This window comes from Pseudomonas sp. ES3-33, from assembly GCF_000952175.1.
Taxonomy (GTDB): domain Bacteria; phylum Pseudomonadota; class Gammaproteobacteria; order Pseudomonadales; family Pseudomonadaceae; genus Aquipseudomonas; species Aquipseudomonas gregormendelii.
Map to the genome: position 1 here is coordinate 1 of NZ_JZRI01000137.1, position 18370 is coordinate 18370.

Genomic DNA, 18370 nt, shown 5'->3' on the forward strand with positions numbered 1-18370 from the left:
CACTTGGCGAACGAACACTATTTTAATATAGGTTTGAAGATAAATCGCCGAACCCAACATGAAATTTATCGACATGATATTTAACAGGATGTCACTTTAAATATCATGCAAACAAATTTTCGAATTCACCGGTCCGACCAATAAACTTACTGTCACAAACTGTGTGAAAGTTATGTTTGAATAATCATCAGGGATTGTCAGCCGTCTCCTGCGCAGTCGATTCCCCGCTGTCGGTGCCTTTGCCCTGTTCCTTGCGGCGATTGGGGTCAGTGGGCCGCAACGCATCATTATCGCGCTCGACTTCCCCGGGTGGCCGGGGCTCGTCAGGGTGTTCCGTCTCGGTTACCGGTTTCATTGCTGGCCTCCTCAGGCTCAGGATCGTCGACTGTCCCGGCCACGCTCACCGCAGTCATCAAATTGCGGCGTTCCCGGCAGGGGTTCGTACGGTAGAGAGCCGCAGGCGGGTTGGAGTTCCAAGCCGTTTGCGCGGCTAATACCCGGTCATTTCCAGGTAGCCCTGGCCGGCGTGGCTCCCGCTCAGGCGCACCGGTCCTTCCCAGTAGGGAATGCGCAAATCCATCCAGGCATTCGGGTTCAGCGCACGGAGGCGGATGTCGAGTTGCTTGCCCGGAATCCTGATCGACCAGCTGACGGGCATGGTGCGACCGGCCACTTTCGCTGTGCCCTCGGGCGCCAGGCTGATCTCGCTGGCGTGCAACGCCTGGGTGTGGCCCTGCGCATCGATCCAGGTACCGGTCAGGTAAGGCTCGCCGTCCTTTTGCTGCATGCGATAGAGCATCACCTGCTCGCCACTGTCCAGGTGCAGGGAGAACCAGTCCCAGCCCGTCTGGCTGGCGGTCAGTGGCTGGCTACTCCATTCCCGATCGAGCCACGCCGGGCCGCTGACCTGATAGCGGGTACCATCGATCTCCAGTTCGCCGCTGGCCTGGAAAAACGGCTGGCTGTAGTAGTACGACGCTTGGCCCTGTTCCGATTTTTGGCTGAAACCCTGATCGCCCTGCAATACCAACGGGCGTGTGGACGTCAGCCGCAGGTTGTAGCTGAAGTGCTTGTCCCGAGCGCTGAGTTGCAGGTCGGCCAGCGCATCGCGCCCCTGGCTGCTGAAGTGCCAGTCATCGATCCACGCATTGAACGGCGCCAGTGCGACGCCCGCCTGCGCCACCCCTCCCCGGGCATAACGCTCGGCGGCGTGGTGCGCGGTGGCCGAGGTCACTGCCGCGTGCCCCAGCCAGATCACCTGGCTGGCCCAGCCCGCCGCTGGCGGCCCGGCCTGCAGCGCGCTGCGGAACAAGGTCCATTGCACCCCGAACTCGCGGCCCTGGGCGTCCTTGAGGTTGGCGGTCACGTACCACCATTCGATGCGAAAACCATCATGGGGGCCGTGATCAGCCGGAAAGCTGAACAGCCGCCCTGGAACGACAGGGGTAAATGACGACGCTGCAGTGCCCAGACCGGCAAAACCTTTTCCGACCGGCGCCGGCTGATCACAGCCACTGAGCAGGATCATCAGCAGCACTGCGAGCTTAATCCTCATGAGCAAAGGTCCTCAGCAGATCCGCCGGTTGCGTGCGATACAACGAGTACAGCGGCCAGGCCGACGCCAGCAGTGTCGCCAGCAGGGCCAGCCCCATCAGTTGCAACAGCTGCCAAGGAAACACCCGCAGCGGCAGGCGCCAGCCGAACGCCTGGACATTGATCACGGCGTCCAGGCACCAGGCCAGGGCGATGCCCAGCGGCAATGCCAGGATCAGAGTCAGCACCGCCAGCAGCCAGGTCTGGCCCAGGTTGAGCAGCATCAGCTGGCGCCGTGTCACCCCCAGCGCCCAGAGCGGCGCCAGTTGCCCCAGGCGACTCTGGCTCTGGGTCAGCAGGCTGATGAACAAAGCGACGCCGGCAACCGCCAGGGTCAGGCTGTTCAGCGCGGCGGTCGCGGCAAAGGTGCGCTCGAACACCTGTGAGGACCAGTCCTTGAGCCGCGCCTGATCGACGATCCGATTGTCATCCAGGGCAAAGCGCGCCTGCAGCGTGGTGAGGAAAGACGGAATCGAGGCCGGATCGATTCGCAGGTTGAATCGATTGGGCGTCAGCTGTGGCCAATGTCGCAGCAGGTGTCGCTCATTGACCAGTACGTGGCCTTTGGGATTGCCGTAGTCGGCATAGATGCCGACGATCTGCGGCGACCAGGTTCCACCGGACGTGGTCATTGGCAGCGAATCCCCCAGCCGGACCTTCAACCGGCGGGCCAGCTGTTCGCTCAGCATCACGCTATCGTCGCTCGCCAGGCGCTTCCATGGGTCGTCACCCTGGGCCTCCAGCAGCGGCCAGTGCTGGCGATAGGTTGGGTGGTCGATCACGCCAAAGACGTCCGTGGGCCAACCTTGCAGTTGCGTCGACACCTGCCAGTTGGGCAGCACCGCCTCGACCTGCGGTTGCTGTTTGAGCCAGGCGTACAACTCGACCGACTGCGCCGGGCTCTGTGGGTTGAGGTACAGCTCGGCGCTCAGGCGTTGTTCCAGCCAGTGACTGAAGGTCTCGCGAAAACCGCCGGTCATGCTCCCGGCGCCAATATTCGCGGCCAGCGCCAGCAGCAGCGCCATCAGTGCCAGGCTCAACGCCGGCAACTGCTGGCGGCAATCAGCGACGAACCATTGGCCAAGCACCGAGCAGCTGCGCTGCAATACTGCGTTCAACACCAGATTGAGCACCACCGGCAGCGCCAGCGCGGCACCAAGCAACAACGCAGCCAGCAACACAAAGCCGCTGGCCAGGCTATTGCCGAGGAACAATGCCAACAGCGCGATCACCGCTGCCAGCGCTGCGACCCAGCCCTGGCGGCGCAGCCAGCGCGCGTGGGCCTGGTGCCAGGCCTGGGGATCGGCCAGCGCCAGCAAGGGCAGGCGCGCCGCCCGCAACAGACTATGGGTACCGGCCAGCAACGCCCCGAGCAGGCTCAAGCCGATGCCACTCAACCACCACCACGGGCTCAGGTTCAGTTGCCCGGCGACTTCGGCGCCATACAGGCCCCGCAAGCTGGCAGCGACATCCGGCAACAGCACACTCGCCAACAGATAGCCGCTGGCGACCCCGGCCACTCCACCGACCAGCGCCAAAGCGCCCAGCTCGACGACCAGGCAAGCGATCAACATCCGCGCGCTGACGCCGCAGGCACGCAAGGTCCGCAGCAGACCACGGCGTTGCTCCAGGGCCAGGCCGATGGCCGCATGGACGATGAACAGGCCGACCACGAATGAAAGAAAACCCAAGGCATCGAGGTTCAGGTGAAAGCTTTCGGTCAGGCGCGCCAGATTGTTTTCTTCACCACTGCGCGTGAGTTGCAGCACAGCGCTGAACCGGTCCGGCAGCGGCGCGCTGAAATCCTTGGGCAACAGCAGGCGCGACACTTGACCGGGCTGGTCGAGAATCTGCTGGGCAAAGCCGATGTCCACCAGCAGTACGCCAGGCGCCATGTCGGCCTGGGCATGCAGCGGTGGCAAGGTCTGGCCGTTGGCACTGACCGGCCGTTCGCCCTCATGCAACCCCATGGCCCGCAACGTTTGCGGTGCGACCCAGGTGCTGCCCGGGGGCGTAAAAAACTCGACGATCTGCTCGATCGCCAGTGCCCGCCCGGCCACCGCAGAACCTGCCGGCAGCGACACCGGTTCAATGCCCATCAGTTGCAGTCGCTGTTGTTCCAGTCCCTTGAGCGTCACCCGTCCCTGCAGCACCGGCGAAACCGGCCAACCAGCACGCCGCAGGTCCACAAACAGTTGCTGGGAAAATGTTCCCCCGCCCGGTGCACTGAGACTGGCCTGGGGTTCGCCCCCGATCAGCTCGCTGGCCCGGGCGTAACTGTCCCGTGCCTGGCTGTTCAAGGCCTGTACGCCCGTGAGCAGGCTGGTGGCAAGCCACAGCCCGGTCAGCACGCTGAAAAATTGCACCGGGTGTTGCCGCCAGTGGCTCAGCAGCGCGCGTAATGCCTGGTAGAAAACCCGCACCTCAGCGCCCGTCCGCGCCAGCCAGGCGACCACGGTGCAGCACCACTTTGTCGGCGAGGCGCGCCGCGACCCGAGGGCTGTGGGTGACCATCAGCAAGGTCGTGGGGCTGTCGTCGAGCAGTTCCAGCAGCAGCTTCAATACCTCATCGCTGGTGCCCTCATCGAGACTGCCGGTGGGTTCATCGGCGAGCAGCAATTTGGGTCTGGACGCCAGCGCGCGTCCCAGGGCAACTCGCTGCTGTTGTCCTCCGGAGAGTTGTTCCGGATAGCGGCGCAGCAGATCCGCCAACCCCAGGCGCTGCACCAGGTGCGCTTGCCACTGCGGATCATGGCGCCCTGCCAGGCGCGCCTGAAATGCCAGGTTATCCTCCACGCGCAGGCTGCCGATCAGGTTGAACTGCTGGAACACCAGGCCGATTTCACTGCGGCGCCAGTTAGCCAGTTGTCGTTCGTTCATCTGGTCCAGCCGATACTCGCCGCTGGTGATGGTGCCGTGATCCACCTTGTCCAGCCCGGCGATCAGGTGCAGCAAAGTACTCTTGCCGCTGCCGGATTCGCCCATCAAGGCCAGGCTGCTGCCAGGTTTCAACATCAGGTCGACGCCTTGCAGCACCGGCAAGGGCCCTTGCGGCGTGGCGTAGCTTTTGAACACTGCGTGGACTTCAAGCATGGGTCGACCCGTTCGGTGAGCGTCGGCCAAGGATAGCGGCCTGGCAGGACTTTTGTCCGATCACGATTGCCCGGGTGCCGGGCGCCTGCGGCGACTGACGGCGATTTGCGTCCAGCCAATTCCCAGCTACAAATGACATGTGGGTTTAACTGTCCAAAATCTTGACTGTGGTTGTCATGGGTCGGACTTGGCTGGCTGGCGAAAGCTTTAGGGATGGTCAGGCGCATGGCTGAAGGCAAATACCGCTCGGACATCGATGGTCTGCGAGCTGTAGCGGTGATCGCGGTATTGCTGCACCACCTCAATACCAGCCTGCTGCCAGGCGGTTTTGTGGGAGTGGATGTATTTTTTGTGATCTCCGGTTTCCTGATCACTTCCCAGGTGTATTCCGAGGTCAAGCGCAACGCGTTCTCGCTCAAGGGCTTCTATCAGCGACGCATCAATCGCATCGTCCCGGCGCTGGCCACGGTGTTGCTGGCGACGGTGATCGTTGGCGCCTTTATCCTGTCCCCGGTCGACCTGATGCGGCTCAACGTCAGCGCCCTGCTGTCCCTGCTGGGCGTTTCCAACATCTATATCTGGATCAAGTACGGCAACTACTTCGCCGCCGATGCCGGCGAGGCACCTCTTCTGCATACCTGGTCGCTGGGCATCGAAGAGCAGTTCTACGTCATCTGGCCGCTGTTCATCGTGCTGGTTTATCGCCTGGCACCGCGTTACGTCCTGCCGATCCTGGGGATCGGCGTGGTACTCGCAGTGGCCGTTTCCGAATACGCGACGGGCGTCTTCGCCACGGCTGCCTACTACCTGCTGCCGACGCGTTTTTTCGAGCTGATGCTGGGCGGGGTGTTGGGGATCTACCTGCAGCAGCCCCGTATCATGGGCAAACTGACCGCTCATGCCCTGGCGCTGGCGGGCTACCTGCTGATCGGTTTCGCGCTATTTGCCTTGAACGCGAAATCGACCTTTCCCGGACTTAACGCCTTGATCCCTTGCCTGGGTGCAGCGCTGTTGATTCTCGCGGGCAGCGGCGACAGGCACTCGCGATTGCTGACCTGCCGGCCAATGGTGTTTATCGGGCTAATTTCCTATTCGCTGTATCTGTGGCACTGGCCACTGATTGCCTACCTCAATTATCTGGAAATCCCGGTCGACATACCCGTCGGTGCGCTGCTGATCGCGGTGTCGATCGGGCTGTCGTGGTTGTCCTGGCGTTATGTCGAGGTGCCCTTCCGGCGCGCCGGCGCGAGCTGGCATTTTTCCCGGGTGTTCGTTCGCCGATTTGCGCTCCCGGCCCTGGGACTGGCTGCCATTGCAGTGCTGAGCGTCGTTTTCAACGGTTTCCCGCAACGTTTTGGTCCCCAGGTTTCAGCGCTGGAAGCGATGACCCAGAACAGGCCCAACGAAATTCGTCGCGGCTGTCATGTCACCAATGCGCTGTACAGCACAGGGCCTGATGATTCATGCCGCCTGGGCGCGAAAAAAGAGAGGTTGGACGGCATCATGATCGGCGACTCGTTTGCCAATCACTTCACGGGAATGGTCGATCTGCTGGCCAGACCCGACAATCTATCGATCATGGATTACACCATGGACTCGTGCCCGCCGATCCCCGGCTACGACGCCGATATGTCCCCGGTGTACGCCGCCCACTGCGCGAAACGCAACGAGCGAGTGTTCAGCCTGATCGAGCAGAACAAATACCCTTATGTGGTGTTGGCGGCGATCTGGCCCAAGGAAGCCGATGCCAGGGATATCGTTGAGGCGAGCATTCGGCGGGTGGTGGAGAGCAGCGGCCAGGTCATCGTGATCCTGAGCAACCAGCACATCGAAAAGGCCGCCAGTTGCCCGATCAGGCGCTTGATGTTTGGCTCCGAGCGCGATTGTTCGGTAGCCCAGAGCGCGCTCGCACCGTATTGGGCGGACGTGCGGGCGAAATTTCCCCAAGTGCGCTTTATCGACCCCAATCAGGTGATATGCCCGGCGGGGGTTTGCAGCCCGATCATTCAAGGGCAGTTGTTGTATCTGGACGATTCGCACCTGAATGAGGGCGGTTCGCGATTAATCGGCCGCACGCTGCTGGAGCGCGGATATTCGCTGCTGCATGATCCGGTGCGCACTGCACGCACGGAGATGATCAAGGGGTCGTCCGCAGTGATGAACTGAAGCGCTGCTCGCTACCTAACGCGCCTTGGCATGAGGGTAGATGCAGTATCCGCGCGGTGATTGTTCGCGCGAATCACCTCGAATAACCGCAAGCTTTCTCCCCGAAGAGTTGCCGCCCGGCAACGCAGATTGCCAATAGTTTGTCGGCTATTTCTTGGCGCTGGCACATAGCCATTTTTGCGCAAGAAATGTCGGACTTTTTTACAAAGCGTCAAAAAAAAGTTGACTCAAATCTGACACACCTGAAGCGTCCAAATCCTCCCCAGAATCGCCCAGCGACCGTCTATCGTTTTCTTTGAACAGCCCTCAAACCCCTCAAAACCGGGGCAAACGCAGCTGCGACAAGCACTTGATGGCATATCGCCCCCAGCCTTGGGGTTTGTCTTGCCGATGCAACACGTCATTTTGCTGACACGGATTTCCACGGCTGGGCTATACCCATTTTGACAGTCTAATTCTGATCCTCTCCACCGTCTTACGAGGCACGCCAAAATGGACGTGAGCGTATTTGGTACGGGCTACGTTGGCCTGATACAAGCAGCGGCACTGGCCGATGTCGGACATCGCGTCCTGTGCGTCGACATTGATCCGAACAAGATCAAGCAGCTGCAACAAGCGGTACCGCCGATCAGTGAACCAGGACTCTCCGGCACGCTGGAAGAGAACATCAAGGCCGGTCGTTTGCTGTTCACCACCCAGGCCAGCGATGCAGTGGAACACGCCGAGCTCATCTTCATCGCCGTGGGCACGCCCGCCGATGAGGACGGTTCCGCCGACCTCAGCCATGTGCTCAACGTGGCCCGTCAGATCGCCAGTTTCATGGAGGCCGATCGCACGTTGATCATCAAGTCCACCGTACCGGTCGGCACGGCGGATCAGGTGGTCGCCGCCGCCAGCGAAGAATTGAGACGCCGGGAAAGGACAATGTTTAAGGTACGGGTGGTGTCCAACCCGGAGTTTCTCAAGGAGGGCAGCGCGCTGGCCGACTGCATGCGCCCGGACCGAATTATCGTCGGCACCGACGACGAGCAGGCCCGCGAGCAGCTGAGCGAGCTCTACGCCCCCTTCTGTCGTAACCATGAAAAAATCATGTTTATGGACAATCGCAGTGCCGAGCTGACCAAATACGCGGCCAATGCGATGCTCGCCACTCGCATCAGCTTCATGAACGAACTGGCCAATCTCACCGAACTGCTGGGCGCCGACATCGAAGCGGTGCGCAAGGGCATTGGCTCGGACCCGCGCATCGGTTATCACTTTATCTACCCGGGCTGCGGCTTCGGTGGCTCATGCTTTCCCAAGGACCTGCGCGCCCTGCTGCACACCGCCGAACACAACGGCATGCCATTGCGCCTGCTGCGCAGCGTGACCGACGTCAACGACAGCCAGCGTCACATCCTCTTCGGCAAACTCAAAGCGCGATTCCCCGAAGGCCTGGCCGGCAAGTCCATTGCGATCTGGGGCCTGGCGTTCAAACCCAATACCGACGACATGCGCGAAGCCCCCAGCCGCTATCTGATGGAAGCCTTGTGGGCCGAGGGCGCCAGCGTGCAGGCGTACGACCCGGAAGCCATGTCCGAATGCCGTCGCCTCTACGGCTATCGCAACGACCTGCACCTGTGCGCTACGCGCGATGACACCCTGGAAGACGCCGACGCCCTGGTGATCTGCACCGAGTGGAAGAATTTTCGCGTGGTCGACTTCGAGCTGCTAGCCAGCAAGTTGCGTTCGCGGGTGATCGTCGACGGGCGCAACCTCTATAACCCCGAGCACGTGGCGGCCGCCGGCCTGCACTACAGCGGCATCGGCTTGCGTCACATCGTGCCCGAGGCGCTGCGTCCATGAAGATTCTCGTGACCGGAGCCGCCGGCTTCATTGGTGCCCATTGTGTGTTGCGGCTACTGCGCGACGGGCATCAAGTGTGCGGGCTGGATAATTTCAACGACTACTACGAGCCGCAACTCAAACACGATCGAGTGTCCTGGGTGCAGGAGCAGGTCGGCCGTTTCCAGCTCGAAAGAGTCGACCTGGCCGATGCCGCGGCCATCGAGGCGCTGTTCGCCCGTGAAAAACCCCAGGCAGTGATTCACCTGGCCGCCCAGGCCGGCGTGCGTTACTCACTGGAAAATCCAAGGGCCTACCTGGACAGCAACCTCAGTGGTTTCCTGAACATACTCGAAAGCTGCCGGCGCCACCCGGTCCAGCACCTGATCTACGCCTCGTCCAGTTCAGTGTATGGCGCCAACCAGCACACGCCCTACTCGGTCAGGGACGGCGTCAATCACCCGCTGTCGCTGTACGCCGCGACCAAGAAAGCCAACGAACTGATGGCCCACAGCTACAGCCATCTGTTCGGCATCCCCTGCACCGGGCTGCGCTTTTTTACCGTGTACGGTCCCTGGGGCCGCCCGGACATGTCGCCGATCCAGTTCGCCCGGGCGATTGCCGAAGGCCAGCCGTTGAAGCTGTTCAACTACGGCGAGCACCAGCGTGATTTCACTTACATCGACGACATCATCGAAAGCATCACCCGCCTGATTGAGCGGCCACCGCAGGCCAACCCTGAATGGGACCGGGAAACCCCGGACCCGGCCAGCAGCATGGCGCCGTGGCGCATTTTAAATATCGGCGGGCAACACCCGGTCGAGCTCAAGGCTTACCTGGCGCTGCTGGAAAAACACCTCGGACAAACAGCCGTGGTCGAGTTGCTGCCCCTGCAACCCGGCGATGTGCTCAATACCTGTGCCGATGCCAGCGACCTGGCCCAGGCCACCGGTTTCCAGCCACGGATCGCGCTGGATGAGGGACTTGGGCGCTTCGTTGCCTGGTTTCGCGACTACTACCCACTGCCTATCGCCCACGCGCCGTTCGCGGCTGAACTTCAGCGGAGGATTCCATGACTGGACATGAGAAAGGTGTACCTCTCAAACAATTGAGGCGAGACAAGCGGCTGGACCCCGAACACCGCATCCGCATGGATGCCGCCATCCACATGCAGGGCCGTGGCTGGATCACTGGTCGCGATGGTGGTCGCCCCTGGACGTTATCGCGCACCAACCGGGTACTGGCTTGCCTGGGGGCGTTGATCATCCTGGTGCTGATCTCGCCGTTGCTGCTGGGCCTGGCGCTGGTGATCAAGTTCAGCAGCCCGGGGCCGGTGATGTTCGTGCAAAAACGCACCGGCTACCGCGGTCGCACGTTCGGCATGTACAAGTTCCGCACCATGGTTGCCAACGCCGAGGAGCTCAAGGAATCCCTGCGTCACCTCAACAAACACGGTGCCGATGCGATCGATTTCAAGATCGACAAGGACCCCCGCATCACCAGCATCGGTGGCTTCCTGCGGCGCAGCAGCCTCGACGAATTGCCCAACCTGTTCAACGTGGTGGCCGGCGACATGCGCCTGGTGGGCCCTCGGCCCACCTCGTTCAATGCCTACCGCTACAAAGACAATCATCTTGCGCGCCTGAGCATTTACCCCGGCATGACCGGCCTGTGGCAGATCTCCGGGCGCAGCAATATCGACTTCGACCAGCGCGTTGAGTTGGACCTCAGCTATATCGCCGAGCAGAGCCTGCTGCTTGATCTGAAGATCCTGTTGAAAACCCCCTTCAAAGTATTCAGCGGCCACGGAGCGAGTTAAATGGACGGTTCAACTGCAAAAAGCCTGACAATCGCGAACCCGAGCGAGTCCAACCTGACTTCGACTGTGCTCGATCAAGATCTGCGGATCCTCTTCCTGACCGCCGCCAACCCCGGCGCGGGCACGACCACCAGCGCCCTGGTGCTGGCCAGTCAACTGGCCCAAATGAGCAGCGGCCAGGTGTTGCTGGTCGACGCCAGCCAGTCCACCAGCAACCTCACCCAACAGCTTGGGCTGACCAAAGAGCGCGGCTTTCGCGACCTGTTGTTCAACACCCAGAGCCCGCCCTTGCTGCAGGACTGTGTGGTGGACGTCTCCAGCCTGCCCTTCCACGTGCTGCCCAACGGACGTTATGCCCGGGGCGACGAACACCTGACCCCTGAAACCCTGAGCCCGTTGCTGGACCAGTTGGGCAGCCGCTACCGCTTTGTCGTGATCGACGGCGACGCGGTGTACTCAGCCGCCGACACCCTGGTCATCAGCACCCAGGTGGACGGCGTGATCATGGTCGTGCGCGCCGAAGACACGCGTTGGGAAGTGGCCCAGGCCGCTGTCCAGCGCCTGACCCAGGCCGGGGCAAAACTGGTGGGCAGCGTGTTCAATCGACGCAAGTACTACATGCCTAAATGGCTCTACAAAAACCTGTGAGCGAACGCCAAAGGATGACGACATGAACGCCAGAATGCTTGTCCTGCTGTTGCTGCCGCTTGCAGGTTGCTCCAGCACCTCCCAAGAAACCCAGTCGATGCCGGTGCAGATTCTTACGGCTGCACCGACCAATGCCCAGGCCACTGACGTGCCCCAGGTCGAGCAGACCCTGCGGCCCCAGGATGTCCTGGACGTGATCTTCCACGTCAGCACCAGTGGCTCTGACGCCTACCGGGTGCAATCGGGCGACATGGTTGCGCTGAATTTCACCGCGGCCAGCCAGCTCAACGGTAACCAGCTGGTACTGCCCGACGGCACCATCGAGCTCCCGGGGGCCAATACTTCGGTGAAAGTCGAAGGCCTGACCCGCGAACAGGCCCGCGTGGAAATCCAGCGTGCGTATGAGCGCAAGCAGCTGTTCCAGCCCAATCGCAATACGCTGTCGCTCAATGTGGTCAGCCCGCTGACCAACGAGCAGAACCTCAAGTCGACACTCAACCACCCCAATACGGGCATGAGCCGCGAGATCATCGTCGGCACCGACGGCTACGCCAGCTTTCCGGAAATCGGCGCCGTACCGCTGCAGGGCATGACGGTCAACCAGCTGGAAACCTTCCTCAATAAACGCTACGCCACCCTGCCGGGACGCATGACCGTGGACGTGCTGCTCAAGTCCACCGCCGGCAACGAGATCTACGTACTGGGCGAAGTCGGCCAGCCGGGCTCCTACCCGATTCGCCGTCCGGTGTCGGTGCTCGAAGCCCTGACCATGGCCCGCGGCTCCAACGTCAAGGCGCGCCTGGACTCGGTAATGATCATGCGGCGCAACGGCAACCAGGTCACTGCCCATCGTTATGACGTGGAGAAGGCGCTGTCCGGCGATGCCACGCAGATCGCCTACCTGCAGCCTGACGACATGCTGTACGTGCCCAAGACCAAACTGGCCAGCGCCGGCGAACTCGCCCGGCAACTGGCGGACGTGGTGCTGTTCCAGGGCGTGGGCATGAGCTTCAGCTACCGCGTCGACAACAAAGGCAGCGACAACTAACTCTCAGGTGACCGTCATGAATCCAAAAGAAAACTACCTGCACGAGTTCTTCAGGATCTTTTTCGCCAACAAGCAGTTGGTGAAACGAGTTTTCCTGATCTTTGCAGTGATCGCACTGATCTTGCCGCTGATGCTCAAGCAGAGCTTCGATATCACCGCCCAAGTGATCGTGCAGTCCAAAAAACTCTCCCAGGGAGATGCCACCACCTCCCTCAACCAGGAGAACGCTTCGTTCATTCCGCCATCGCTGGCAGACATGGAAACCGAGAGCAATATCCTGCGTTCGCCGGGACTGATTCGCGAAACGCTCAGCCAGATGCGCGAGAACAGCGAGTACACGCCGCCGGTGAGCCCGTTCACCAAACTGGTAGCGCAGCCATTCAAGGACTACGTCACCACGCCCATTCGCGAACACCTGATCAATCCTGTGCGCAATGCACTGGGCCTGGAAACCGACCCGGTACGGGACACCGAACTGGATGCTCTGACGCAGCAAGCCATGAACGACCTGAAGGTCGAGACCCTGCCCGGTTCCAACGTGATCTCGATCGTCTACAGCTTTCCCGACCCGGCCCAGGGCACCAAGTTCGTTGCCGCCCTGCTGCAGAACTACCTGGTCAGCCGTCAGGCTCTGCAATCGATCGACCTGCCTCAGAGCTTTTACGAAACCAAGAAAATGCAGTACCAGGTGCGTCTCGACGGCCTGGAAGGCAACCGGCTCGCCCTGCTTGAAGGCGTCGGCTCGGCGGATCCTCGGGAGGAAATCACTTTCCGCCTGAACGCCATCAACACCGAGGAGCAGGCACTCAACCTCTACCAGGATCGCCTGCTGCAAAGCAAACGCTGGCTCGACTACCTGAAAACCAGCCTGGCTGCGGCCAAGGACGCCAAACTCAACGACTACTCCTTCCCCTACACCTTTACCACCACCACCGACAACGTGGCGTTCGAGGATCGCGAGGTCAAGCAACTCGGCGAATTGCTGATCAGCCAGGTCAGCCGTTACATGAATGACCTGTCGGTGTTCCAGCCTGGCAGCGAACCCATGTTGCTGCAGCGCGAACAGATCACCCGGACTCGCGGGCAGTTCCTCAAAGTGGTGAACAACCGCATTCAGGAACGCACCGCCGACCTGGCCGTGATCGGCTCGGTGATCGACCAGAAAACCGCGCGCATTGCCCAGTTCAAGAACCGCATTCACCAGTTGCAGGAAACCCAGAGCAAGCTGCGCCAGATGGACACCGAGATCGAGGCATTGCACGCCGCGTTCTCCACCTACGCCCAGCGTTTTGCTGAAAGCAGCACCGCCCGCTCGCTGGACAACGACCTGTCCAACGCACGGATTCTCAGCCCACCGTTCGAGCCGACGGAAGCCGCATTTCCCAAACCGATGGTGATCATCCCATTGGGCCTGCTCACCGGTTTGCTGCTGGCGATCGCCTTCGTCTACGTACGTGAGTTCTTCGATCACCGCTTCAAGCATCCAGCGCAAATCTCCCACGAACTGGGCTTGCCAGTGCTGCTGGTGATCAACGATCAGAACGTCGAGCCGATCAACCCGCACAAGAACTGGACCGTGCCGCGCTTCGCGCATTGGGTGCGCAATTGAACGCGCCGCTCAGCCAGACTGCACCTGCAAGCACCCTGCCGATCATTCATTTGCTCAGCAGCGGTGGCTTCTATGGGGCTGAGCGGATGTTGCTCGATCACTGCCTGGCAACACCCGGGCAGCACCAGGTGCTGTTTCTGGATGCGCCGCCGGAGCTGATCGCGCGGTTTCGCGAAGCCGGCGTCGACTGCCGCAGTTGCGCGGGGCTCAGGGCCTTGCTCAGGCACCTGCGCCAGCGCCGCCGCGAGCGGCCGCTGATCAACACCCATAACTTCAAGGGCCTGTTGTTCGGCTGGGTTGGCGCGACGCTGTTGCGCCTGCCGCTGGTGATCACTCAGCACGGCTTTACTCCGCGCAGTCGCAAGCAGAAGTTCTACACCTGGCTCAGCCTGCAATTGTGCCGCACGGCTTCGGTGGATCGCGTGGTTTGCGTCGCCGAAAGCATCGCCGTGTTGCACCGGCAAGCCAGGGTCGGGAGGATGAAGCTGCAGGTGATTCCCAACGGTTTGCCAGCCGCCACCGGCCAGTTGCTCCCCAGTACCGACCGGCAGCGCTTTCTCGCCGGTTACGTTGGGCGGCTGAGCAGTGAAAAAGGTCCGGACCTGTTTCTCGATGCTCTGATGCCGCTCTGTCAGCAATACCCGCACCTGGACGCCGTGATGCTCGGCGACGGCCCGGAACGCGAGGAACTGCTGGCACGCATCGACGCAGCGGGTTTGCAGGAGCGCATCCGCTTGCCCGGTTACCAGACGGACATGGGCCAGTGGTGGCGACAACTTGATGCGCTGGTGATCAGCTCGCGCACCGAGGGCACGCCGATGATTCTGCTGGAGGCGATGCAGGCCGGGGTGCCGGTGGTGGCGTTCGCGGTCGGCGGGATTCCCGACGTGCTGCAGGACCGACACAACGGTTTGCTGGCAACGCCGGCCGACAGCAGCGCCCTCGCCCGCCAGATCGGTACGTTGCTGTCCGAGCCGGCACTCACCGGCGAACTGATCGACAACGCAAGACGTACGCAACAGGATCGCTATGACCTCAAGGCCCTGGCCGAACGCTGGTCGCAGCTTTATATCCGTACTGCACGGGAGGCACGCGCGTGATTGTTCCGCTCTCGATCGTCAGTTTGCTCGCCCTGGTCTGCCTTGGTTTGCTGGCCAGCCCTTTTCCTTTCCTGGCGCCGGGGGTGGTCCTGGGCCTGGTCGGCGTCGCGGTCCTGTACCGCAAGCCGACCTGGGGCCTGCTGGGCATCGCCGCCATCCTGCCGTTCGAGGGCCTGTTCAAGGACAGCGCCTTTCCCGGTTCGAAAATCCTGGGTGCCTCGCTGGTGCTGATCCTGATGTTGCAACTGGCGATGCACCAGCTGCCGGCCGAACGCTTGCGCAGCAATATCTGGCGCTTTCTGCTCAGCTTCATGGCGTTGTACCTGCTCAGCCTGCTGAACAGCGACAACATGAGCGTATCGCTTGGGCATCTGCGTGACCTGAGTGTCGGCCTGGTGCTGTTTATCATCACCTTGCTGATTGGTCGCGAACTGAATCTGAACACCTTTGCCAAACTGGTCACCCTCAGCGTCGCGGTGACCTGCGCCATGACGCTGTTCTCCGCTAAATACCAGGACGCCGGGCGTGCTGCCGGCTTGTTGAAAGACCCGAACAATTTCGCCCTGATGATCGCCTTTGCCGTGCCCCTGGCGCTGTTTCTGGTCATGCGTAGCTCGAACATGCTGCACCGAATGTTCTGGGGTGGGTGCACCCTCCTGCTGTTGGTCGGCATTACCAAGACCGAATCCCGTTCGGGCCTGGTGGTGCTGTTTATCAGCCTGTTGATCGGTGCCTGGCACTACCGGGCATTGCTGCCCCGCATCCGTCCACGGCACCTGGGGTTTGCCATGCTGGGTCTGGCAATCGTGATTCCGCTTGCGCTGTACGCGATGCCGGCCAGCTACATCAAACGCATCGAGTCCTTGAGCATTCTGAGCTCCGGCGCCAGGAGCCAGGACGCATCCCTGGGCCGCCGCGCGTCCTACATCGTGGTCGGCAGCGGGATGATTGCCGAGAACCCGTTGATCGGCACCGGTCCCGGTACCTTCCCGCTGCACTACGCAGCCACCGGCTATTCAAAGGCCTTCGCCTTCAACAGCAACCCCGAAGAACTGTACCGACACGCGCACAATACCTACCTGGAGATTTTCAGTGAGCTGGGGATTCCTGCCGGGCTGATGTTTGTCGGCATGCTCGGCCTGGCCATGTACAACCTGACGCGGGCGCGTCGCGCCTGGAGGCAGCGCGGCAATAGCGAGCAGGTCGACATGCTGACGCACCTGAGCATGAGTTTTCTCTCGTTGACACTGTTCCTGATGTTCCTCAGTGCGCCGAACCACAAGTACCTGTGGATCATGCTCGCGCTGACCAGCGTGCTACGTATCAAAGCTGAAGAAAGCGCTCCGTTCGAGGCTCGGAAATGAACAGCATCAGCATCGTCATCCCGATGTTCAACGAGGCGCGGCATATTGGGCGCACGCTGCTCGCCGCGCAGAAGGCCGCGCATGCCGCCGACCTGCAATGCGAGCTGATCGTGGTCGACAATGGCTCCACTGATCGGGGCCCGCAGATTGCACGGCAGTTCGGCGCCCAGGTGCTGGTGATGCCTGGCCTGGCGATCGGCGCCTTGCGCAATCGTGGTGCCGCCGTCGCCAGCGGTCACTGGCTGGCCTTTATCGACGCCGACATCGAGATGCCCGAGGACTGGCTGACCCGGCTGATCGAACTCGACGCCGGCGGCCAGGCCGATGTATTTGGCCTGGACCTGCACACCCCCGCCGAAGCGCCCTGGTACGCGACCGCCTGGCAGCGCCGTACGCTGCGCCCCAGCGCCCATACCGTACAGACGGTGGACTGGCTGCCCAGTGCCAACCTGCTGATGCAGCGCAGCTGGTTCGACAAGGTCGGCGGTTTCGACGAAAACCTGCGCACCGGGGAAGACAAGGAGTTCACCCTGCGCCTGGGCAAACACGGCGCGCGCCTGCTCACCGCCAACCAAAGCGTGGCCCTGCACTGGGGTTACGAAGGCAGCTGGCGGGAATGGATGGGCAAGGAAATGTGGCGTCAGGGCAGTCATCTGCAATTGCTGCGCACCCACGGCATGAGCCTGCGACTGCTACGCTTTCCGTTGTTGTCGATCATGGCCTGGGTGGTGGATTTCCTCGCCATTTCAGCACTGCTCAACGGCTACCCGCATCACGCGCTGCTGATGGTTGTGCTGACACTGTTGCCGGCGCTGATGCTGAGCTTGCGCCAGAGTGCCAGGCACCGCAGCGTCGGCCTGACGGTGCAACTCTGGGGCTTGCACTGGGTGCGTCTGCACCTGGCCGGCGCCGCGTTCATTCTCAGCCTTTGCCAATGGAATGCCAGGAGGCCCGCCCGTGGCTGAATTCATTTTCTGGATGTGCCTGCTGCTGCCGGTGTACGCCTATCTGGGTTATCCCGTGCTGCTGACGTTGCTCGCACCGCTGTACCCGGCGCGCCGTCCGGCGCCGGCGCCACCGATGAACGTGAGCATCGTGATTGCCGCCCACAACGAGGCGCGGCACATCGAGGAAAAACTGCGCACGCTGCTGGCCCAGGATTACCAGCCACGCTCGCTGCAAATCATCCTCGCCAGCGACGGCTCTACCGACGACACCGTGGCCTGTGCGCGCAAGGTTGTCGACCCGCGCATCACAGTGCTCGACCTGCCCCGCGGGGGTAAGGCCGCGACCCTCAACGCCGGGGTAGCACTGAGCAGCGGTGACATCCTGGTGTTTACCGACGCCGACAATCAATGGGCCACCGACACCCTCGGCCACCTGCTCGCGCCGCTGACAGACCCTGCGGTCGGCGCCTGCGCCGGGCACATGGTGATCCCGGTGACCGGCAAAGGCCTGAGCATCGGCGACAGCCTGTATCGACATTACGAAGGCTGGTTGCGCCGGGTGGAGAATCGCACCGGCTGCATGGTCTCCGCCGATGGCGCGCTACTGGCGTTGCGACGCGAGTTGTTCCAGACCGTGCCGGCAGAGGTCAACGATGATTTTTTTATCAGCACCTGTGCGCCTGTGGCGTTCAAACGCGTCGTTTACGTGCCCCAGGCCCAAGTGATCGACCAGGGCGTCGACGAGGCAGACAAACAATTCCGCCGGCGCCAGCGCGTGACCGTCGGCGGTCTGCAAAGCCTGGCCCAGCGCCGCGAACTGCTCAACCCGTTCAAGCACGGGCTGTACGCCATCGCGCTGATCAGCCACAAGCTGATCCGCCGCCTGGCGCCCATCCTGTTGCTGCCGTTGTTGCTGAGCAATTTCTGGCTGTGGCAGGAGCATGCTTTCTACCAAGTGTTCCTGGTCGCGCAACTGCTCTGTTACGCGATCGCTATCGCCGGTCTGCTGGACTCGCAACACCGCCTGCCCAAACCCTTCCGCCTCGCCGCCTTCCTGCTGGTCACCCTTGCCGGGATGAGTATCGGGCTGTGGCAGTTCCTGCGCGGTCAACGCTATGCACGATGGAACCCCGAACAAAATCGCTGAGAGGATGGAACC

15 protein-coding genes are annotated in these 18370 nt (G+C 61.8%); 11 read left to right on the forward strand and 4 right to left on the reverse strand.

The genetic code is table 11. The features are described from left to right. Positions 1-187: 187 nt before the first annotated feature. From UB23_RS29965 to UB23_RS22820, 4 genes are all read right to left on the reverse strand, one after another. Positions 188-355 carry a hypothetical protein gene (locus UB23_RS29965; protein ID WP_177328588.1) on the reverse strand — a complete coding sequence of 56 codons (168 nt, stop codon included), beginning with the start codon at positions 353-355 and terminating at the stop codon, positions 188-190. 135 nt (positions 356-490) lie between these two features. After that, on the reverse strand, positions 491-1555 hold the full coding sequence (locus UB23_RS22810; RefSeq protein ID WP_045061554.1) for a lipocalin-like domain-containing protein: 1065 nt from the start codon (positions 1553-1555) through the stop codon (positions 491-493). Then, positions 1545-4016, reverse strand: a complete 2472-nt coding sequence (locus UB23_RS22815; RefSeq protein ID WP_045061572.1) for an ABC transporter permease — start codon at positions 4014-4016, stop codon at positions 1545-1547. The genes UB23_RS22810 and UB23_RS22815 overlap by 11 nt, the downstream gene beginning before the upstream one ends. A 1-nt stretch (position 4017) precedes the next feature. After that, positions 4018-4686 (reverse strand): ABC transporter ATP-binding protein, encoded by a 669-nt coding sequence (locus UB23_RS22820; RefSeq protein ID WP_045061555.1) that lies wholly within the window; start codon positions 4684-4686, stop codon positions 4018-4020. A gap of 225 nt (positions 4687-4911) precedes the next feature. Here UB23_RS22820 and UB23_RS22825 point away from each other — a divergent pair, with 225 nt between their 5' ends. The 11 genes from UB23_RS22825 to UB23_RS22875 all read left to right on the forward strand — a co-directional run bounded on the left by UB23_RS22825 (position 4912) and on the right by UB23_RS22875 (position 18358). Then, entirely contained in the window at positions 4912-6852 is a 1941-nt protein-coding gene (locus tag UB23_RS22825; RefSeq protein WP_045061556.1) for an acyltransferase family protein, read from the forward strand. A gap of 492 nt (positions 6853-7344) precedes the next feature. Further along, positions 7345-8697, forward strand: a complete 1353-nt coding sequence (locus tag UB23_RS22830; RefSeq protein WP_045061557.1) for a UDP-glucose dehydrogenase family protein — start codon at positions 7345-7347, stop codon at positions 8695-8697. Continuing rightward, positions 8694-9752 carry an NAD-dependent epimerase gene (locus UB23_RS22835; protein WP_045061558.1) on the forward strand — a complete coding sequence of 353 codons (1059 nt, stop codon included), beginning with the start codon at positions 8694-8696 and terminating at the stop codon, positions 9750-9752. The genes UB23_RS22830 and UB23_RS22835 overlap by 4 nt, the downstream gene beginning before the upstream one ends. Beyond that, entirely contained in the window at positions 9749-10495 is a 747-nt protein-coding gene (locus tag UB23_RS22840) for a sugar transferase (protein ID WP_045061559.1), read from the forward strand. Before UB23_RS22835 ends, UB23_RS22840 begins: the two co-directional genes overlap by 4 nt. Beyond that, positions 10496-11143: a CpsD/CapB family tyrosine-protein kinase gene (locus tag UB23_RS22845; protein ID WP_045061560.1), complete on the forward strand. Its 648-nt coding sequence runs from the start codon at positions 10496-10498 to the stop codon at positions 11141-11143. It abuts the gene before it with no gap. A gap of 22 nt (positions 11144-11165) precedes the next feature. Further along, positions 11166-12191, forward strand: coding sequence for a polysaccharide biosynthesis/export family protein (locus UB23_RS22850; RefSeq protein WP_045061561.1), 1026 nt, complete (start codon positions 11166-11168; stop codon positions 12189-12191). 16 nt (positions 12192-12207) lie between these two features. Then, positions 12208-13800, forward strand: coding sequence for a GumC family protein (locus tag UB23_RS22855; RefSeq protein WP_045061562.1), 1593 nt, complete (start codon positions 12208-12210; stop codon positions 13798-13800). After that, on the forward strand, positions 13797-14900 hold the full coding sequence (locus tag UB23_RS22860) for a glycosyltransferase family 4 protein (protein ID WP_045061573.1): 1104 nt from the start codon (positions 13797-13799) through the stop codon (positions 14898-14900). Before UB23_RS22855 ends, UB23_RS22860 begins: the two co-directional genes overlap by 4 nt. Then, positions 14897-16264: an O-antigen ligase family protein gene (locus UB23_RS22865; protein WP_045061563.1), complete on the forward strand. Its 1368-nt coding sequence runs from the start codon at positions 14897-14899 to the stop codon at positions 16262-16264. The genes UB23_RS22860 and UB23_RS22865 overlap by 4 nt, the downstream gene beginning before the upstream one ends. Beyond that, complete coding sequence (locus UB23_RS22870; RefSeq protein WP_045061564.1) at positions 16261-17229, forward strand: glycosyltransferase; 969 nt, start codon at positions 16261-16263, stop codon at positions 17227-17229. The genes UB23_RS22865 and UB23_RS22870 overlap by 4 nt, the downstream gene beginning before the upstream one ends. Continuing rightward, positions 17222-18358, forward strand: a complete 1137-nt coding sequence (locus UB23_RS22875; RefSeq protein ID WP_045061565.1) for a glycosyltransferase — start codon at positions 17222-17224, stop codon at positions 18356-18358. The genes UB23_RS22870 and UB23_RS22875 overlap by 8 nt, the downstream gene beginning before the upstream one ends. The last annotated feature ends 12 nt before the right edge of the window (positions 18359-18370 follow it).

Excerpts from the sequence above, each read along its gene's own strand:
- UB23_RS29965 (WP_177328588.1), bottom strand. The coding sequence starts at position 355 with ATGAAACCGGTAACCGAGACGGAACACCCTGACGAGCCCCGGCCACCC.
- UB23_RS22810 (WP_045061554.1), bottom strand. The coding sequence starts at position 1,555 with ATGAGGATTAAGCTCGCAGTGCTGCTGATGATCCTGCTCAGTGGCTGT.
- UB23_RS22820 (WP_045061555.1), bottom strand. The coding sequence starts at position 4,686 with ATGCTTGAAGTCCACGCAGTGTTCAAAAGCTACGCCACGCCGCAAGGG.
- UB23_RS22825 (WP_045061556.1), top strand. The coding sequence starts at position 4,912 with ATGGCTGAAGGCAAATACCGCTCGGACATCGATGGTCTGCGAGCTGTA.
- UB23_RS22830 (WP_045061557.1), top strand. The coding sequence starts at position 7,345 with ATGGACGTGAGCGTATTTGGTACGGGCTACGTTGGCCTGATACAAGCA.
- UB23_RS22835 (WP_045061558.1), top strand. The coding sequence starts at position 8,694 with ATGAAGATTCTCGTGACCGGAGCCGCCGGCTTCATTGGTGCCCATTGT.
- UB23_RS22840 (WP_045061559.1), top strand. The coding sequence starts at position 9,749 with ATGACTGGACATGAGAAAGGTGTACCTCTCAAACAATTGAGGCGAGAC.
- UB23_RS22845 (WP_045061560.1), top strand. The coding sequence starts at position 10,496 with ATGGACGGTTCAACTGCAAAAAGCCTGACAATCGCGAACCCGAGCGAG.
- UB23_RS22850 (WP_045061561.1), top strand. The coding sequence starts at position 11,166 with ATGAACGCCAGAATGCTTGTCCTGCTGTTGCTGCCGCTTGCAGGTTGC.
- UB23_RS22855 (WP_045061562.1), top strand. The coding sequence starts at position 12,208 with ATGAATCCAAAAGAAAACTACCTGCACGAGTTCTTCAGGATCTTTTTC.
- UB23_RS22870 (WP_045061564.1), top strand. The coding sequence starts at position 16,261 with ATGAACAGCATCAGCATCGTCATCCCGATGTTCAACGAGGCGCGGCAT.